A 15553-nucleotide genomic window follows, 5' to 3' on the forward strand; every position below is an offset into this window, starting at 1 on the left:
CGTGGCCCCATATTCTGAGAGGCGACGGGAAGGAGCCGTTGATGAGCGTCGACGCGGTCATGCACGCCGAGCTCCCCGCCGGGCATGTGGTCTTCTTCGGTACCGATGGGAAGCTGATCATGACTCCGCGGAGCTTTGAGCACTCCAGCACGATCAAGTCGATGCAGATCGACTCGCTCTCGCTCGGCCGGCACGCGAAGACCGCCTCCGACGTCTACCTGGACTTCCCGGCCGACGAGAACTCCGCCCCGGACTTCGCGATCCTGCGGGAGGACGCGCAGCGACAGGGCAAGCGCTACGGCTTCGAGGACGTGCTGCTGATCGCCGAAGTGGTGTCCGTATCCTCCGCGCGCAAGGACTACGACGACTGCACCGCGAAGTACGGCCGCTACAGCATCCCGGTCTACGTGGTGGTGGACCCGTACGCCGCGGAGGTCGTCGTCCACACCCAGCCCACCGGCTCCGGCTACATCGCGGCGCACACGCACAAGTACGGCTCGGGCAAACTGCCCATCGAGCTGGCCGACGGTCGCACCTACACCCTTGACCTGGACGAGCTGCCCCGGCCTGAGCCGGAAACCCGCTGACCGAAATAGCGGAGGCCGGCCCGCGCGTCCGCGAGCCAGGGGTCCTACGTGCGCGTGGACCGGCTCCGGCGGGGCTGGTGCTACCGCTCCGTACGGCGAAGGAACTGCCAGCCCAGTACGCCTAGGGCGAGTGTCTGCGCGATGGATGTGAGTACAAGCAGCGGCTGGGGGGTGGGGGAGCACCAATATGCGGTCGTGCAGACCATGGGCAGGACCAGGAACGCGAACAGGTCCACCGCGGTCTGAATCCGCTTCCGTAGGGTGCGGCCCGCGACGTTGCGGTGATAGACCTCCCAGCCGAACACCGTGCCGCGGACGGAGGCGAGTTCCCCCAGGCGGGGCCCCAGTCGGTCGCGGACGTAGCAGCCGATCGTTGAGATCTTCTCGTCGTTGACGAGGTAGGTCCAGCCCAGGATCAGACAGATCGCGGGGACGGAGAGCAGCAGTCGGGACTGCCCGCTCTGGACGGTGACCGCCACGACCGCAGTGGCCGCGGCGAGCGTGAAATAGAGCAGGTTGTCACGGAATCCTATGCGGGTCTTCTGTTCCTCCTTGAGGCAGTCGTACTCGGCCAGCAGGATTTTGCTCTCGGTGACATCGTCCGTGGAGGTCACAGGCATTCCTCTGCTCGAGCTCGTGATCAGCCAGCGGTCTGGAAGGGCGTCAGGTTGTCGGGGCTGTGCCGTTCGATCCAGCCCTTCCCGTCCGCCGCAATCCCCTCTAGGAGGCGGAAGGTATGGGTGAACCCGGCCGCACTCAGGTTGATCTCGGAGATTTCCTGAGCATTCTCGTCCGGAGCCAGTTGATGGGCATCGGCGTCCTTGACGCGGATCTTCCTCACCGGCCCGTTGGTGAGGACGAGTTCCAGGTCGTAGCCGACATCGGCGTTCTCCGTCACCTGCACGGAGGACAGCGCGTCGAAGCGGTAGTTGCTCCGCTGCTCGTTCTTGCGCGTCGCGTCGGAGAAGTTGAACTCGGAGCTGATCTCGCGGATGCCGTCCTGGGTGAACAGGAAAAGGCGGAACACGTAATGCGAGTACCGCCAGGGGCCGCGCTTGACCCGGCCCCGTTTGTAGGAAGGGGCCGGGGACACCAGGATGGTGTGAGTGATCAGGTCACGCCAGGTGAGCCGGTGGTGCCGGAGCGCTTCATCGACGAACAACGTCTTGTCGCAGGTGAGCCAGGTTTCCATTTCCCGCTCGCTGGGGCGCGTGGTGTCCAGGAGCGACTGCCAGCGCTGGTGCTCGATTTGTCGCGCGGTCAGATGTTCACGGTATTTCTGGGTTTCCCGGGTCAACCGATGCTCCTCGCGCCTGACCTTCAGCCACAGGGAAGCAGCCGAGTGCCCGGACCAGGCAACACCTAGCACGGCCAGGAAGGCCCACAGTGGCCGCGGAGCGGCGGCGCCTGTGAAGGCAGTTCCGAACGTGTTCAGAGCCGCGATGGCGAGCACGGCTAGGCTCACCACGGTCAGGGCCTTCGTCCCGGCCGGAACCTGGTCTTCGCGCTGTTCATCGAACAGGGTGCCGTTGGTGTAGCGGGTCCGGGCGTCCTGAGCGAGGTACCGGATCAACCAGGCGACCCGGTCCACACTGATCCTGCTCTCCCGGTAGAGGTCCGCGACCTCGGCGGCGAGGCTGCTGCGGACCTGAGCGGTGTGGGTGAGCCAGGCGTCCGGAGTGAAGCCGTGGGGTGTGCGAATACTGAAGTAGTGATCGAACGAATGGCGGACGCGGTTGGTGAACCCGTCCTCGATAGAGGCCGGATCGTGTGTCTGCGGGATGTGGACTCCGACCGTGAGGTCGGACCGGGGTTCCTGGCGGCCCCACCACCGGACACCGAAGCGGACCGCGGTCAGCCCTGCGCCTAGCGTCACCAGTAACTCGACGACGGCCTTGGCCGGATCCGCCATCAGCGCCAGGGCCCATAGGAGCACGCTGCTGACCACGAACAGGACCGCCCGGACCGGGAGGGACTCTTCGGCGGCGGCTGCCGTGCTCGGGCGGGGTGGAACGGCCCGTGCCCCGATGGGGTCGGCCGCGAAGTAGGCCCAGACCCGCCCGGCCCGGTCGTTGTCGAAGCGGTCCACACCGGCCCGTTCGCGGGTCTCCGCCCACAGGTCGTCCTTCAATCCTCCGGTGAGCATGAGATCCAGGTGGCGGAGGATCGCGTTGTGCTGGCGGAGCGGTAGGTCTTGCAGCCGCTTCAGCACGGGTCCGGTCTCGCCACCCGCGGTGCTCAGCACCGCTAGTAGATCGAAAGTGACGTGCAGGGCTGCCCTCCACCCGTCGTCGGCATAGGTCCGTACGATCCCGGAGGTGTAATGCAGGCCTTGGACCTCTTCGGTACTGAGGTCGTGGTACGTGCGTGCGCTGAGCACGGCGAGAACCGAATGGAATCGAACCTCCGCGCCGTCGTACCCGTGGGCGATCGCATCAGTGATCATTTCGCGGGCGCGGCTGGGGATGCCGTCCTCCAGCAGCCGCACTCCTACCTTGTACTTCTCCTCCGGCGAGGCGTCCGGGTGGACGAAATAGACGTTGGAGTTGTGTACGGTCTCGGCCTGGATTCCAACGTTGGAGTCGTAGGCGGCCGAGCGGTACTCGGCACCGCTGCTGTGGCTCATGCCTGGTCACCGGCCGCAGCCACCATGGGACCCAGCTCGGCTACCAGTGCGGGGCACTCCGCGACTAATCCGCGCAGCCGCTTGAGGGTCATGACGGTCCGCTTCGATGACTCAGGGGTGTTCCTCCCGGCCGCCTGGATGGCCGAGTCCAGATCGGTCAGGGCCTCTCGATAGGTGTCCGCGTCGAGGACGCCCTCGATGAGGTGGCGCCCCAGCCGCTCGCGGAAACCGTTCAGTTCCGCGATCAGGTCCATCGGGCCGGGTGTCTTCGGGATTGCGTTCATGTGGACGTTGCTGCCCGTGACCGACGCGGCCATGATGCCGACGGTGCTGTTGTGGGCAGTATTGGTGATGCGTCGGTCGAATTGGTCGGCCGAACGGGCCCTCTCGTCCCGGAACATTGCGGTCTGCTCCTGTTCCCCCACCAGTTCCACGGCTAATCGGACGGCGAACGCCGCCGCGTTCGCCGCGGCCCGCGGCTGCCAGTTGCGGTCATCCGCAGTGTTCTTCGTGCCGTCGGCCCGGTCGCTGATCCCCCGGATGATGGCGACCGGCGCCCCGCTGAGATGGCCGGCCTGTGCCACACCGGCCCCCTCCATCTCGATGGCGAGTGCGTCGTTGTAGTGCTCTCGGATCCACTTGGCCTCGGCCGAGATCCTGGAGTTCTGGACGATCTCGCCGGCGGCGATCACCCCGAAGCGCACCTGCGGCATGTCCTCGTGAGGGGGCGTGGGGTCCGCCCAGTCGTTCAAGCGAGCCAGATGCGCGGCGAGCTGGCTGACGCCGTGCGGCGCTTCCCAGACCCGGGGGCGGCCCTTGAGCCCGTCATCCTCGCTGGTCCCGCCGTGGTACGCGTACACGTGTGTCGCCATCACCACATCGCCCAGCTTGGCGTTTTCCCATAGAGCGCCGGCGACTCCGACGAACAGCACGGCCACCGGCGAGAATTCCTGGATCGCACGCTCGGCGATCACTGCGGCGGACGTGTTTCCCTTGCTCGTGAGGCCGAGTGCGACACGGCACGATGTGCCCTGCACGCTTCCTACCTCGAACCGGGTACCACGCATATGGCGATGCACCTGCGGACCCGCCAGCCTCTGGCGCACAGCCTGGTATTCAAGATTGAGGGCAGTGAGAACCACCACCGGGCCGTTCGACATCTATTCCCCTTCGTCTGTCGTGTTCTCTTCCAAGGCGAATGGCGCAGGTCGGATCAGCGGCGGGAATAGCACGGTCGTCGGACCGGCGCGGTACAGCCGTGCGGGCCGTCCTCCCGTGGTCCTGCGATCCGTGCCGACGGGAACGATGAATCCCTTCGCGGCTTGAACCTTCCGGTAGAAATTGCGGGTGTCGAGTTCGGTGCCCCAGACGGCCTCGTACACCTGTTGCAGCTCTGCGATGGTGAAGCTCTCCCTGCAGAATGCTGTGGCCAGTGCCGAGAACTCGAGCTTGGCGCGCGCGTGTTCGATCCCGTCCGCAGCGATGCGGCGGTGGTCGAAAGCGAGCTCCACCTCGCCGGATAGGACGGCTTCCGCGGGAACCCACGCGGCATCGGTGGCATCCGTACCCGCGATCGGGTCGGGTAGCCCTGGGGCGATGGCCAGGTGGGCCACGGAGACGACGCGGCCCCGTGGATCGCGGTCCGGGCTTCCGTACACGGACAGCTGCTCAAGGTGTACCCAGCCGGCGGTCAGGGCCGTCTCCTCGCTCAGTTCGCGGTGGGCGGCATCCAGGATTTCCTCACGATCGTGGTTCAGGAATCCTCCGGGCAGGGCGGGCATGCCGCGGAAGGGATCTTCGCCCCGCTCCACCAGGAGCACGTGCAGGCGGCCTTCTCGCAGCGTCAGGATCACGAGATCGACCGTCAGTAGTACTGGAGTGGGTGACCACACGTCATCGTGCATGCCCTGCAAGCTACTTCAGTTACTGTCACTTGCACAAGAAGGAGGTGGGAGTCTTACCCCGCAACCGGGTTGCGTCACCGGGCGACCCGGCCGGGTGGGGTGCCGTGGGCCGGTCCCGGGGGAGTCGTAGGCGAGGATGGGCGGCATGTCGAACCGCCTCGCGAACGAGACCTCGCCCTACCTGCTCCAGCACGCCGACAACCCCGTCGACTGGTGGCCCTGGTCGCCGGAGGCGTTCGCGGCGGCGCGGGAGCGGGGGGTGCCCGTGCTGCTCAGCGTCGGGTACTCCAGCTGCCACTGGTGTCACGTCATGGCGCACGAGTCCTTCGAGGACGAGCTCGCCGCCGCCTACATGAACGAGCACTTCGTCAACATCAAGGTCGACCGCGAAGAGCGTCCCGACATCGACGCCGTCTACATGGAGGCCGTTCAGGCGGCCACCGGGCAGGGCGGTTGGCCCATGACGGTCTTCCTCAACGCCGAGGCCGAGCCCTTCTACTTCGGGACCTATTTCCCGCCCGAGCCGCGGCACGGGATGCCCTCCTTCACGCAGGTGCTCGAAGGCGTGCGGGCCGCCTGGGTCGGGCGGCCCGAGGAGGTCGCCGAGGTCGCGCGGCGGATCGTGGGGGACCTGGCCGGGCGGACGTTGGACTACGGCAAGGCCGCCCTGCCCGGCGCCGAGGTGCCCGGGCAGGCGCTGCTCGGGCTGACCCGGGAGTACGACGAGGCGCACGGCGGGTTCGGCGGGGCCCCGAAGTTCCCGCCGTCCATGGTCATCGAGTTCCTGCTGCGCCACCACGCCCGCACGGGAGCCGAGGGCGCGCTGGAGATGGCCGAGCGGACCTGCGAGGCGATGGCCCGCGGCGGGATCTACGACCAGCTCGGCGGCGGCTTCGCGCGCTATGCGGTGGACCGGGAGTGGGTGGTCCCGCACTTCGAGAAGATGCTCTACGACAACGCCCTGCTCTGCCGGGCGTACGCGCACCTGTGGCGCACCACCGGTTCCGCGCTGGCCCGGCGGGTCGCCCTGGAGACCGCTGACTTCATGGTCCGGGAACTGCGCACCCGCGAGGGCGGTTTCGCCTCCGCGCTGGACGCCGACAGCGAGGACCCGGCCACCGGGGAACACGTGGAGGGCGCCTACTACGCCTGGACCCCCGCGCAGCTGACCGAGGTGCTGGGAACGGCGGACGGGGAGTTCGCGGCCGCGCTCTTCGGGGTGACCGAGGAGGGCACCTTCGAGCACGGGACCTCGGTGCTGCAACTGCCCGCGGGTGGCCCCGCCGACGGCGCCGCGGCTGACGACGACCCGGCGGCGGAGGACGACCGGGTGGCCGGGATCAAGGCGCGGTTGCTCGCCGCCCGCGCGCAGCGCCCGGCGCCCGGCCGGGACGACAAGGTCGTGGCCGCCTGGAACGGGCTGGCCGTCGCCGCCCTGGCCGAGTGCGGGGCGTACTTCGACCGCCCCGACCTGGTCGAGCGGGCCACCGAGGCCGCGGACCTGCTCGTCCGGGTGCACATGGACGGCCGCGCCCGCCTCGCCCGGACCAGCAAGGACGGCACGGTCGGCGTCAACGCCGGGGTGCTGGAGGACTACGGCGACGTCGCCGAGGGGTTCCTCGCGCTGGCGGCGGTCACCGGCGAGGGGGTGTGGCTGGAGTTCGCGGGCTTCCTCGTGGACCTGGTGCTGGACCGGTTCACGGCCGAGGACGGGTCGCTGTACGACACCGCGCACGACGCCGAGCAGCTGATCCGGCGCCCGCAGGACCCGACGGACAGCGCGGCGCCCTCGGGGTGGACGGCGGCCGCCGGGGCGCTCCTGTCGTACGCCGCGCACACCGGCTCGGAGGCGCACCGGACGGCGGCCGAGCGGGCGCTCGGGGTGGTGGGGGCGCTCGGGCCGCGGGCCCCGCGCTTCATCGGGCAGGGGCTGGCGGTGGTCGAGGCGCTCCTGGACGGGCCGCGCGAGGTGGCGGTGGCCGGGCATCCGGAGGATCCGGCGACGGCCGCGCTGCACCGGGCCGCGCTGCTGGGGGCGGCCCCCGGCGCGGTGGTGGCGGCCGGGCTGCCGGGGAAGGCGGACGGGAGCGTCGGTGAGTTCCCGCTGCTGGCCGGCCGGACCCTGGTGGGGGACCTGCCGACGGCGTACGTGTGCCGGCACTTCGTCTGCGCGCTGCCGACGACGGACCCGGCGGAGCTGGCCGACCAGTTGGCCACGGCCCGCCCCTGAGGCCGGCACGCTGAGGCCGGCCCACCCGGAAACCGACGGCGCCCCGAAAGCCGACGGCCCGCCCGGAAACCGACGGCGCCCCGGACCCCGCGAGGGGTCCGGGGCGCCGTCGTGCGGTCGCTACGCGTGCTGGGCGGCGGCCATCGCGATGCCGACGAAGTGGGTGACGAAGGCGACCAGGGTCAGCGAGTGGAAGACCTCGTGGAAGCCGAAGTAGCGGACGGAGGGGTTGGGGCGCTTCATCCCGTAGATGACCCCGCCCACGCTGTAGAGCAGTCCGCCGACGATCACCAGCACCAGGACCGCGATGCCGCCGGTGCGCATGAAGTCGGGGAGGAAGAAGACGGCGGCCCAGCCCATGGCGATGTAGCAGGGCGTGTAGAGCCAGCGCGGGGCGCCGACCCAGAAGACCCGGAAGGCGATCCCGGCCGCGGCGGCGATCCAGACCGCCCACAGGAGCGTCCGTCCGGTGGAGGCCGGGAGCAGGAGCACCGTCAGCGGGGTATAGGTCCCTGCGATGATCAGAAAAATGTTGGCGTGGTCGAGGCGGCGCAGGATCGCTTCGCCGCGCGGTCCCCAGGTGCCCCTGTGGTAGACCGCGCTGACACCGAAGAGCAGGCAGGCCGTGAGGACGTAGATCCCACAGGCGACCCGGGCCTTCGTCGAGTCCGTGAACGTCATGAGCGCCAGACCCGCGACCACCACGGCGGGGAACATCCCGGTGTGGAGCCAGCCGCGCATCAGCGGCTTGGTCTCCGGCTCGGCCCCGGCTTCGACCTGCGGTCCAGCCAGGGGGGTGGCCACGGCGGCGGCGTCAGAAGTCATGGTCCTCATGCTACCTACGGGTGCGTAGGTTTCGGTTAGTGCGCTTTGCCGAAGATTGACACGAGTGGTGATGCTCACGTGAGAGGCCCCCTGGACATATGCGCACATGCACCCGATGATCAGATGAGTGCGGTCGGCACCGGATGAGCGGAGCGCGAAGCATCCGGGTCGCAGCCCCCACGGGGCAAACACCAAACAAACCCCTCAACAAGGAGCAATCGTGGCGCGCGACAACGCGGCTCCCACCACCCACCCGACGGTCCTCCCCACCGATCACGCCGAACTGATCACCTGGGTCGACGAGATCGCCGCGATCACCGAGCCGGACCGGATCGTCTGGTGCGACGGATCCGAGGCCGAGTACGAGCGCCTGTGCGGGGAGCTCGTGGCCCAGGGCACGTTCAAGAAGCTGGACCCGGCCAAGCGCCCGAACTCGTACTACGCCGCCTCCGACCCCACCGACGTCGCGCGCGTCGAGGACCGGACCTTCATCTGCTCCGAGAAGGCCGAGGACGCGGGCCCCACGAACCACTGGAAGGCTCCTTCGGAAATGAAGGAGATCTTCGCGGGGGAGAAGGGGATCTTCCGCGGCGCCATGAAGGGCCGGACGATGTACGTCGTCCCCTTCTGTATGGGCCCGCTCGGCTCCGAGCTGTCCGCGATCGGCGTCGAGATCACCGACTCCGCCTACGTCGCCGTCGCCATGCGCACCATGACCCGCATGGGAGCCCCCGTCCTCGCCGAGCTCGGCACCGACGGGTTCTTCGTCAAGGCCGTCCACACCCTCGGTGCGCCGCTCGCCGAGGGCCAGGCCGACGTGCCGTGGCCCTGCAACACCACCAAGTACATCTCGCACTTCCCCGAGACCCGCGAGATCTGGTCCTTCGGCTCCGGCTACGGCGGCAACGCCCTGCTCGGCAAGAAGTGCTACGCCCTGCGCATCGCGTCCGTCATGGCCCGCGACGAGGGCTGGCTCGCCGAGCACATGCTGATCCTCAAGCTGACCCCGCCGGCCTCCGCCTCCGGCCAGGACGAGTCGAAGTACATCGCCGCCGCGTTCCCGAGCGCCTGCGGCAAGACCAACCTCGCCATGCTGGAGCCCACGATCCCCGGCTGGACGGTCGAGACGGTCGGCGACGACATCGCCTGGATGCGCTTCGGCGCCGACGGCCGCCTCTACGCGATCAACCCCGAGGCCGGCTTCTTCGGCGTCGCCCCCGGCACCGGCGAGCACACCAACGCCAACGCCATGAAGACGATGTACGCCAACACCGTCTTCACGAACGTCGCGCTCACCCCGGACGGCTCCGACGTGTGGTGGGAGGGCATGACCGAAGAGGCGCCCGCGCACCTCATCGACTGGAAGGGCAACGCCTGGACCCCGGAGAGCGACACGCCGGCGGCCCACCCCAACGCCCGCTTCGCCGTCCCGGCCTCCCAGTGCCCGACGATCGCCCCCGAGTGGGAGGACCCCAAGGGCGTCCCGATCTCCGCGATCCTCTTCGGCGGCCGCCGCGCCTCCGCCGTGCCGCTGGTCACCGAGTCCTTCGACTGGAACCACGGCGTCTTCATCGGGTCGAACATCGCCTCCGAGAAGACCGCCGCCGCCGAGGGCAAGGTCGGCGAGCTGCGCCGCGACCCCTTCGCCATGCTGCCGTTCTGCGGCTACAACATGGGCGACTACATGGGGCACTGGATCAAGGTCGGCGCCGACAAGGACCAGGCCAAGCTCCCGAAGATCTACTACGTGAACTGGTTCCGCAAGAACGACGCGGGCAAGTTCGTGTGGCCCGGCTTCGGCGAGAACAGCCGCGTCCTGAAGTGGATCGTCGAGCGCCTCGACGGCACCGCCGAAGGCGTCGAGACCCCGATCGGCATCCTGCCGACCGTGGCCTCCCTCGACACCGACGGCCTGGACCTGCCGGCCGAGGACCTCGACTTCCTGCTCACCGTCGACAAGGAGATCTGGCGCGACGAGGCCGCACTGGTCCCCGAGCACCTGAACACCTACGGCGACCACACTCCCAAGGAGCTGTGGGACCAGTACCACGCACTGGTCGAGCGCCTCGGCTAGTCACCCCGGCCACCCCGTGGCCCACCCCGGCCACCTCGTGGCCCCAAGAACCGCGGCCGGCTGTCCCCGGCCGAGGACCGACGCGGGATGTCCCGACTAGGATTCCCTGCGACCTTCCAAATAGGTCGTGTGCGTCTGCTGACGGCGGGCCTCTGCTTCTCGGAGGCCCGCCGTCATGCGTTCCGCCTCGTCGTGGAGCGCCGACAACTGCCGCTCCAGATGCCGTTCCGGCGGATCCCCGCCCGGCGTGAGCCGGGTCCACCAGCGGGTCCGGTTGTAGGTGTCCACACACTCCGGCACGTCCTGGCGGATCCCCCGGGACAGCGCGTGCACCGTCTCCGCATCGCCCACCAGGACGTCCGCGACCCAGCCGGGGTCGAGCATCGCCCCGTACAGGTCCATCAGCTCGGTGAGCCGGCCCCCGGCGGCCGGTGTCAGCTCCACCTCCGCGAGGTACTGCCGCAACCGCCCGAAATCCGCGCGCAGCGCGTCCAGTTCCTCGGCCGCGTCCGGGACCGGCGGGAGGGCCGCGACCTCCGGCGGGGCGATCAGCGCGCCCGCGCCGTACAGCCCGGCCACCACCAGCGGCCAGAACGTCCCGGCCGCCCCCGTCACGGTCAGGGCCAGCCCGGCCAGCCCGCCGGCGCAGCCCGCCAGGTTCTTCTTCGACTCCAGGTAGCGGAGGGCCCGGCCCCCCGCGCCGCCGCCGCCGCTCCTCCCGCTCCTCCTCCCGCTCCTACTGGTAGCCACGGATCTCCTCGAAGGCGCCGTCCAGCGAACCCTTGCCGTCAGTGGCGTCGAAGAGCCGCCCGCCGGTCAGCTCCGTGATGCGGGAGAGCTCCTTGCGGGAGGAGTCGCCGAAGAGCACCGCGAAGACGGGGGTGTGCTTCTGCGCCTCCGGAAGCCCCGCGTAGAAGGACTCGAACTCCTTCGCGCTGTCCCCGCTCTCCCCGTCGGTCATCAGCACGATCGAGGTGAAGGCGTCCGCGCCGCCCTTCCCCAGGTGCTGGTACGCCGCCTTCAGGCTGCCGTAGACCGCCGTGCCCCCGTCCGCGTCCAGGGACTTCACGTCCCCGCGGATGGCGTCCAGGGCGCTGCCCGGGTTCCCCGGTTCGACGATGTGCGTCAGGACCTTCTTCACCCCGTCGCCGAAGGGCAGCAGCGTCACCTCCTCGCGGTCGCGGAAGCGCTGCCCCGTCCCCGAACTCCCGGTGCCCGTCAGCTCGGTGAGCGCGGCCTTCAGCCGCTTGATCCGGTCCCCGGCCATCGAGCCCGAGGTGTCCAGGACGTACACGGTCCGCGAGGGGCGGCGCAGTACGTTCTCGTACGAGCCCAGCAGCCCGTCCGCGACCGCCAGGCTGCCCGGGAACGGCAGCTCGCGCCGCTTGTCCGCGGCCAGGGGCGCCGCCGGCGCCACCCCCGGTGCCACCGGGCGCCGCAGGGTCCGCTCGGTGATCGCCTTCTGGGCGGCCCCGCCCCGCAGGTACCCGGTCAGCGCCCGGCCCGACTCGCGCGCCCCGGCCGGGGCCGAGGTCAGGAGGGTCAGCGGGTAGCCGGCGGTGACCACCCCGTCGCGCGGGCGGATCACCGTCAGGCCGGCCTTGTCGTCCCGGTTCATGGACAGCAGCACCGACTCGTAGTTGACCAGGGCGTCCACGTCCGGCCGCTTGGCATAGGCGGTGGCGAGCCAGCCCGAGGACCCGGACGTCAGCTTCTGGCCGGTGAAGAACTCCTTGAGCTGCGGGGCGGCCTTGGCCACGTCCGCCTCGGTCAGCGCGGACTGGGCCCCGGAGAGGCCGGAGGCGACCGAGACCAGCGCGGCGAAGCCCGAGTTGGAGCGCACCGGATCGGTCATCCCGTACGACAGCTTCCCGGCGGCCACCGCCTGGTGCACGGCCGACCAGGTCACCTCCTCCGGCTTCCAGCCGAGCCGGGCCATCGCCTCGGGCCGCACCCCCAGCGCGACCGGCGAGGACATCACCGGCGTCTCGGAGCTGAGCTTGCCCGCCGCCCCGGGACGCAGCCGCAGGTAGTCGTTGGAGGAGAGCCAGATCGCGTCGTACTTCCCGTCGGCCGTGCCGGAGGCGACCTGCTCGGCCGCGTCCAGGGTGCCCGACCAGGTCAGCTCGACGGTGACCCCCGTGGCCTTCTTCGCCTCCTCCAGGACCGGACCCAGGTCCGCCAGCTCGCTGGAGGCCAGCACCCGCAGCGTGCCGTCCCGGTACGGGCTCGCCTTGGGCCCGCCCGAACCGTCCGATCCGCCCGATCCGTCCGAGGTGCAGGCGGTGGCGCCGAGCAGGGCGGCGGTCAGTGCGACGGCCGCCGCGAGGCGCCTGCGGAGCGCGGCGGTGCGCCGGCTCATCGGGCGCCCCCTTCGAGGGCGCCCGCGGACCGGGTGCGCTCCAGGTAGCCGGAAGCGGCCTGGAGTTCGCCGGTCAGGGACTCGATGGTGGCGGCCATGTTCTCGGTGGCCTGCACCTTGAAGGTGTCGATGGTGTCGAGGGTCTGGTAGATCTGCGCGAACGCCGTGCGCAGGGTCTCCGCCCCCACGGCCGGATCGGCGGCGATCCGCTGGATCTCGCCGCTCTGCGTGGAGAGCATCTGCGCGTTCCCGCGGATCAGCTCCTCGGTGGTGTCGCGCAGGGTGGTGACCTGCTCGATCACCTTGCGCTGGCTGTCGAGCGCGGAGGCGAGCATGACGGCGATCCGCAGGGCCGAGACCGTCGTGGTGGCGGCCCGGTCGACCCCCTTGACCAACTCGTCGTTGGTGCGCCGCACCACGTCCATCGCCAGGTACCCCTGCGCGCAGACGGCGAGCTGGGTCAGTAGGTCCTGGTGCTTCTGCCGGACCGGGAAGAGGACGTCCGCGCGCAGCGCGTCCGCCTGCGCGGGATCGGTGTGCTCGGTCTCGGCGATCCGCTGCCCGATCGCCCCGTCGAGAGCGTCGGTCAGCACGACGTACTCCTGGAGCTTGCCCATCGTCTCCCAGAGCCGGGCCCGTTCGGTGTGCAGCGCGGCGTTGTCGCGGCGCAGCTCGTCCTGGCCGCCGCGCAGCGCGCCGACGATCCGGTTGAGGGTGGCCTGGGAGGTGGCGTACTTCGCCACGTGGTCGCGGAACCTGTTGCCGCCCGGGAGCTTGGCCAGGAGGCGCCGGGCGCCCTTGGCCGGGGTGTCGCGCGGGTCCAGGTCCTCGACGGTGCGCCGCAGCTCGACCAGCGAGCCGGCGACCCGGGCCTGTGCGTCCCCGCCCTCGGTGGCGAGCGAGCGCACGGCCCGGTCCAGCATCCGGTTGGACTGCTGGGAGGCGCCCCGGATGTCGGCGGCGCCGAGCCCGGCGATCTCGCCGATGCGCTGCGCGAACTCGGGCGAGCGGGCGTCGAGTCCGGCGAGCGAACCCACGTACTCCCCGGCCCGGCGGGCCATCTCGTCGCGGACCCCGTCCTGCAGCGGCACCAGGCCCGCGGCCTGTTCCGTGCGGATCGCGGCGACCGGTTCGGGCGCGGTCAGGACCAGCGGGCCGGCCCCGGAAGGATCGGGCCCCTCGGGAGGTGTCAGTGTCATGGCGTGTCCCCCTGCGCCTTGGCGCGCGCCGCGAGCGTCATCAGGATCTTGACGGTGGGCGTGTTCACCTGGCGGATTCCGGTGAGCTTCTGGTTGAGGAAGTCGGTGTGCGGGGCGGTGGCCGCGGTGAACTCGGCCATTCCGTCCTGCGGGCGCAGCCCGTGCCTGACGGCCAGCTGTCGCAGGGTCGGATCGGTGGCCAGGAGAGCGCCGAGGGCCTTGGACTTGTCGTTCAGCGGCACGAAGGTGTGCGCGGAGTTGACGGTGGTGTCCGGGTAGAGGACCACCACGGAGTCGAGGTCGCCCGCCTGCTTCTGCAGCAACAGCGCGGCCACCTGGGACTCGTACACCAGGATGAGCGGATCGCCCGCGCCGCTGATGAAGGCCCGGAAGGGATCGTCGGTGGAGGGCGCCAGCGCGCCCTGGACGGCGATCAGCTTGCGCAGCAGCGGTGCGGTGCGGTCGATGCCCGCGTCGTCCGAGACGACGGTGTTGCCGTTGGCGACGTTGGAGGCCGCGGCGAGGAAGAGCGCGCCGGAGTTGGACGAGGCGGGATCGGTGGTCCTGATGAACACCGTTCCGGTCAGTGCGGCGTCGGCGGCGGATCCGGGCAGTTGCTGCCAGGTGCGGTCCTCGGCGGCGGCCTTGAGGTAGGGACCCATGAGGAGGGTGCCGGTGCGCTTGCCGGTCATCGTCACGAGCTTGTTGTCGGCGAGCACCTTGGCGGCGCTCGCACGGGCCACGACGACGAGCGGCGAGTAGAAGGGACGGGTGGTCTGCGCGCCCTGGAGCTTGGCCTTGGCCTCGATCTCGCGGGCGGGCTCGCTGCTGCTGGGGAAGGCGAAGTCGTACTGGTCCAGGGGCAGTTTGTCCATCGCCCAGGACCCGGAGGTCTCCGTCTTGACGGTGTAGCCCTTGGCGGACAGGGCCTTCACCACCTCGGGATCGTCGAAGAAGTCGGCCTTCTCCGATCCGATGACTCCCCGCACGGTCTTCGTTGCCGTGCGCTCTGTGCCCGGGTCTCCGTGGCCCACCAGGACGACGGCTATGACGCCGCCGATCAGGAGGGCCGCCAGGGCGATTCCGAAGATGCGTCTCACGAGGGCAGCGTGCTCACGGAAACCCACATTCCGCGCGCGGTTGAGTGAACGTCAGGTGAGCAGGTGGTCCCACTTCGACCGCGGGTGAATCATCGGTGCATGAAGCGGGGCTCGGGCAAGGACGCGAGGGCATGAGGCGACCATGAAGCAAGTGAGCGGGTGGCTGGCGGCGCTGGTGATGGTGGCCGCGGGGATGGTCTTCGTCCCCTTCGGCCTGTACGTGTGGGCGAGCAGCGGGCCCGGTCCCTCCGGGGCGGCGGCGCGGCCGGTGGCCGAGGACGTGGCGGTCACGGGCTGCCGAATCGATCCGGCAAGCCATCGGGTGCTGGCCGGGATCGAGGTGGTGAGCCGGACGGCGCGGTCGGGCTCGTACGTCGTGACCGTCGAGTTCCGCCGGGGCGCCGCGGGCGCTACGGGCGACGCCGAAGCCGCCGACGTACCGGTGCGGTCCCTGGTGAAGGTGGCCGCCCCGCGGCCGGGTGAGGTCGGCCGGGGCGAGGCGGTCGGTCCGGCCTGGCCCGCCGGCGTGGTGCCCTGGTGCGGGGTGGCGGGGGTGGAGCTGGTCGCGCCCGGCGGCTGAGCGGGGGCGCGGAGGGCGCGGGGAAGGAGCATGGCACCCGGTCCGAGGCCTCCGCGGCCCCGGACC

The 15553-nt window shown here is 70.2% G+C and carries 13 protein-coding genes; 4 read left to right on the forward strand and 9 right to left on the reverse strand.

Annotated features, from left to right (window positions below; all coding sequences use genetic code 11):
• Positions 1-41: 41 nt before the first annotated feature.
• Entirely contained in the window at positions 42-587 is a 546-nt protein-coding gene (locus ACIQWR_RS00345) for a Uma2 family endonuclease (protein ID WP_404003699.1), read from the forward strand.
• 80 nt (positions 588-667) lie between these two features.
• Here ACIQWR_RS00345 and ACIQWR_RS00350 read toward each other — a convergent pair whose 3' ends face one another.
• From ACIQWR_RS00350 to ACIQWR_RS00365, 4 genes are read right to left on the reverse strand one after another with little or no spacing between them, the layout of a single operon-like run.
• On the reverse strand, positions 668-1207 hold the full coding sequence (locus ACIQWR_RS00350; RefSeq protein ID WP_404003702.1) for a hypothetical protein: 540 nt from the start codon (positions 1205-1207) through the stop codon (positions 668-670).
• Positions 1208-1227: 20 nt separating this feature from the next.
• Complete coding sequence (locus tag ACIQWR_RS00355) at positions 1228-3213, reverse strand: hypothetical protein (protein WP_404003705.1); 1986 nt, start codon at positions 3211-3213, stop codon at positions 1228-1230.
• Positions 3210-4373 (reverse strand): purine phosphorylase, encoded by a 1164-nt coding sequence (locus tag ACIQWR_RS00360; protein WP_404003708.1) that lies wholly within the window; start codon positions 4371-4373, stop codon positions 3210-3212. The genes ACIQWR_RS00355 and ACIQWR_RS00360 overlap by 4 nt, the downstream gene beginning before the upstream one ends.
• The gene (locus ACIQWR_RS00365) at positions 4374-5117 is read right to left on the reverse strand and encodes an NUDIX hydrolase (RefSeq protein ID WP_404003711.1); all 744 of its coding nucleotides are present in this window, start codon (positions 5115-5117) and stop codon (positions 4374-4376) included.
• Positions 5118-5262: 145 nt separating this feature from the next.
• Between ACIQWR_RS00365 and ACIQWR_RS00370 the strand changes: the two genes are divergently transcribed.
• The gene (locus ACIQWR_RS00370; RefSeq protein WP_404003713.1) at positions 5263-7347 is read left to right on the forward strand and encodes a thioredoxin domain-containing protein; all 2085 of its coding nucleotides are present in this window, start codon (positions 5263-5265) and stop codon (positions 7345-7347) included.
• Positions 7348-7467: 120 nt separating this feature from the next.
• Here the strand turns inward: ACIQWR_RS00370 and ACIQWR_RS00375 are convergent, their stop codons facing one another.
• Positions 7468-8172 carry a hemolysin III family protein gene (locus tag ACIQWR_RS00375; protein WP_404003715.1) on the reverse strand — a complete coding sequence of 235 codons (705 nt, stop codon included), beginning with the start codon at positions 8170-8172 and terminating at the stop codon, positions 7468-7470.
• A gap of 220 nt (positions 8173-8392) precedes the next feature.
• Here ACIQWR_RS00375 and ACIQWR_RS00380 point away from each other — a divergent pair, with 220 nt between their 5' ends.
• Positions 8393-10246 carry a phosphoenolpyruvate carboxykinase (GTP) gene (locus ACIQWR_RS00380; RefSeq protein WP_399259710.1) on the forward strand — a complete coding sequence of 618 codons (1854 nt, stop codon included), beginning with the start codon at positions 8393-8395 and terminating at the stop codon, positions 10244-10246.
• 96 nt (positions 10247-10342) lie between these two features.
• Here the strand turns inward: ACIQWR_RS00380 and ACIQWR_RS00385 are convergent, their stop codons facing one another.
• From ACIQWR_RS00385 to ACIQWR_RS00400, 4 genes are read right to left on the reverse strand one after another with little or no spacing between them, the layout of a single operon-like run.
• Entirely contained in the window at positions 10343-10996 is a 654-nt protein-coding gene (locus tag ACIQWR_RS00385; protein ID WP_404003717.1) for a hypothetical protein, read from the reverse strand.
• Entirely contained in the window at positions 10983-12608 is a 1626-nt protein-coding gene (locus ACIQWR_RS00390; protein ID WP_404003719.1) for a substrate-binding domain-containing protein, read from the reverse strand. The genes ACIQWR_RS00385 and ACIQWR_RS00390 overlap by 14 nt, the downstream gene beginning before the upstream one ends.
• A complete protein-coding gene (locus ACIQWR_RS00395; protein ID WP_404003721.1) occupies positions 12605-13807 on the reverse strand; it encodes a toxic anion resistance protein in 1203 nt (400 codons plus the stop codon). Before ACIQWR_RS00395 ends, ACIQWR_RS00390 begins: the two co-directional genes overlap by 4 nt.
• Positions 13804-14907: a hypothetical protein gene (locus ACIQWR_RS00400; RefSeq protein WP_404003723.1), complete on the reverse strand. Its 1104-nt coding sequence runs from the start codon at positions 14905-14907 to the stop codon at positions 13804-13806. The genes ACIQWR_RS00395 and ACIQWR_RS00400 overlap by 4 nt, the downstream gene beginning before the upstream one ends.
• A gap of 142 nt (positions 14908-15049) precedes the next feature.
• On the opposite strand from ACIQWR_RS00400, the gene ACIQWR_RS00405 reads away from it, so the two are divergent.
• A complete protein-coding gene (locus ACIQWR_RS00405; RefSeq protein WP_404003724.1) occupies positions 15050-15487 on the forward strand; it encodes a hypothetical protein in 438 nt (145 codons plus the stop codon).
• The last annotated feature ends 66 nt before the right edge of the window (positions 15488-15553 follow it).

The organism is Streptomyces sp. NPDC098789 (assembly GCF_044759975.1).
Taxonomy (GTDB): Bacteria; Actinomycetota; Actinomycetes; order Streptomycetales; family Streptomycetaceae; genus Streptomyces.

Excerpts from the sequence above, each read along its gene's own strand:
- ACIQWR_RS00345 (WP_404003699.1), top strand. The coding sequence starts at position 42 with ATGAGCGTCGACGCGGTCATGCACGCCGAGCTCCCCGCCGGGCATGTG.
- ACIQWR_RS00350 (WP_404003702.1), bottom strand. The coding sequence starts at position 1,207 with ATGCCTGTGACCTCCACGGACGATGTCACCGAGAGCAAAATCCTGCTG.
- ACIQWR_RS00355 (WP_404003705.1), bottom strand. The coding sequence starts at position 3,213 with ATGAGCCACAGCAGCGGTGCCGAGTACCGCTCGGCCGCCTACGACTCC.
- ACIQWR_RS00360 (WP_404003708.1), bottom strand. The coding sequence starts at position 4,373 with ATGTCGAACGGCCCGGTGGTGGTTCTCACTGCCCTCAATCTTGAATAC.
- ACIQWR_RS00365 (WP_404003711.1), bottom strand. The coding sequence starts at position 5,117 with ATGCACGATGACGTGTGGTCACCCACTCCAGTACTACTGACGGTCGAT.
- ACIQWR_RS00370 (WP_404003713.1), top strand. The coding sequence starts at position 5,263 with ATGTCGAACCGCCTCGCGAACGAGACCTCGCCCTACCTGCTCCAGCAC.
- ACIQWR_RS00375 (WP_404003715.1), bottom strand. The coding sequence starts at position 8,172 with ATGACTTCTGACGCCGCCGCCGTGGCCACCCCCCTGGCTGGACCGCAG.
- ACIQWR_RS00390 (WP_404003719.1), bottom strand. The coding sequence starts at position 12,608 with ATGAGCCGGCGCACCGCCGCGCTCCGCAGGCGCCTCGCGGCGGCCGTC.
- ACIQWR_RS00395 (WP_404003721.1), bottom strand. The coding sequence starts at position 13,807 with ATGACACTGACACCTCCCGAGGGGCCCGATCCTTCCGGGGCCGGCCCG.
- ACIQWR_RS00405 (WP_404003724.1), top strand. The coding sequence starts at position 15,050 with ATGAAGCAAGTGAGCGGGTGGCTGGCGGCGCTGGTGATGGTGGCCGCG.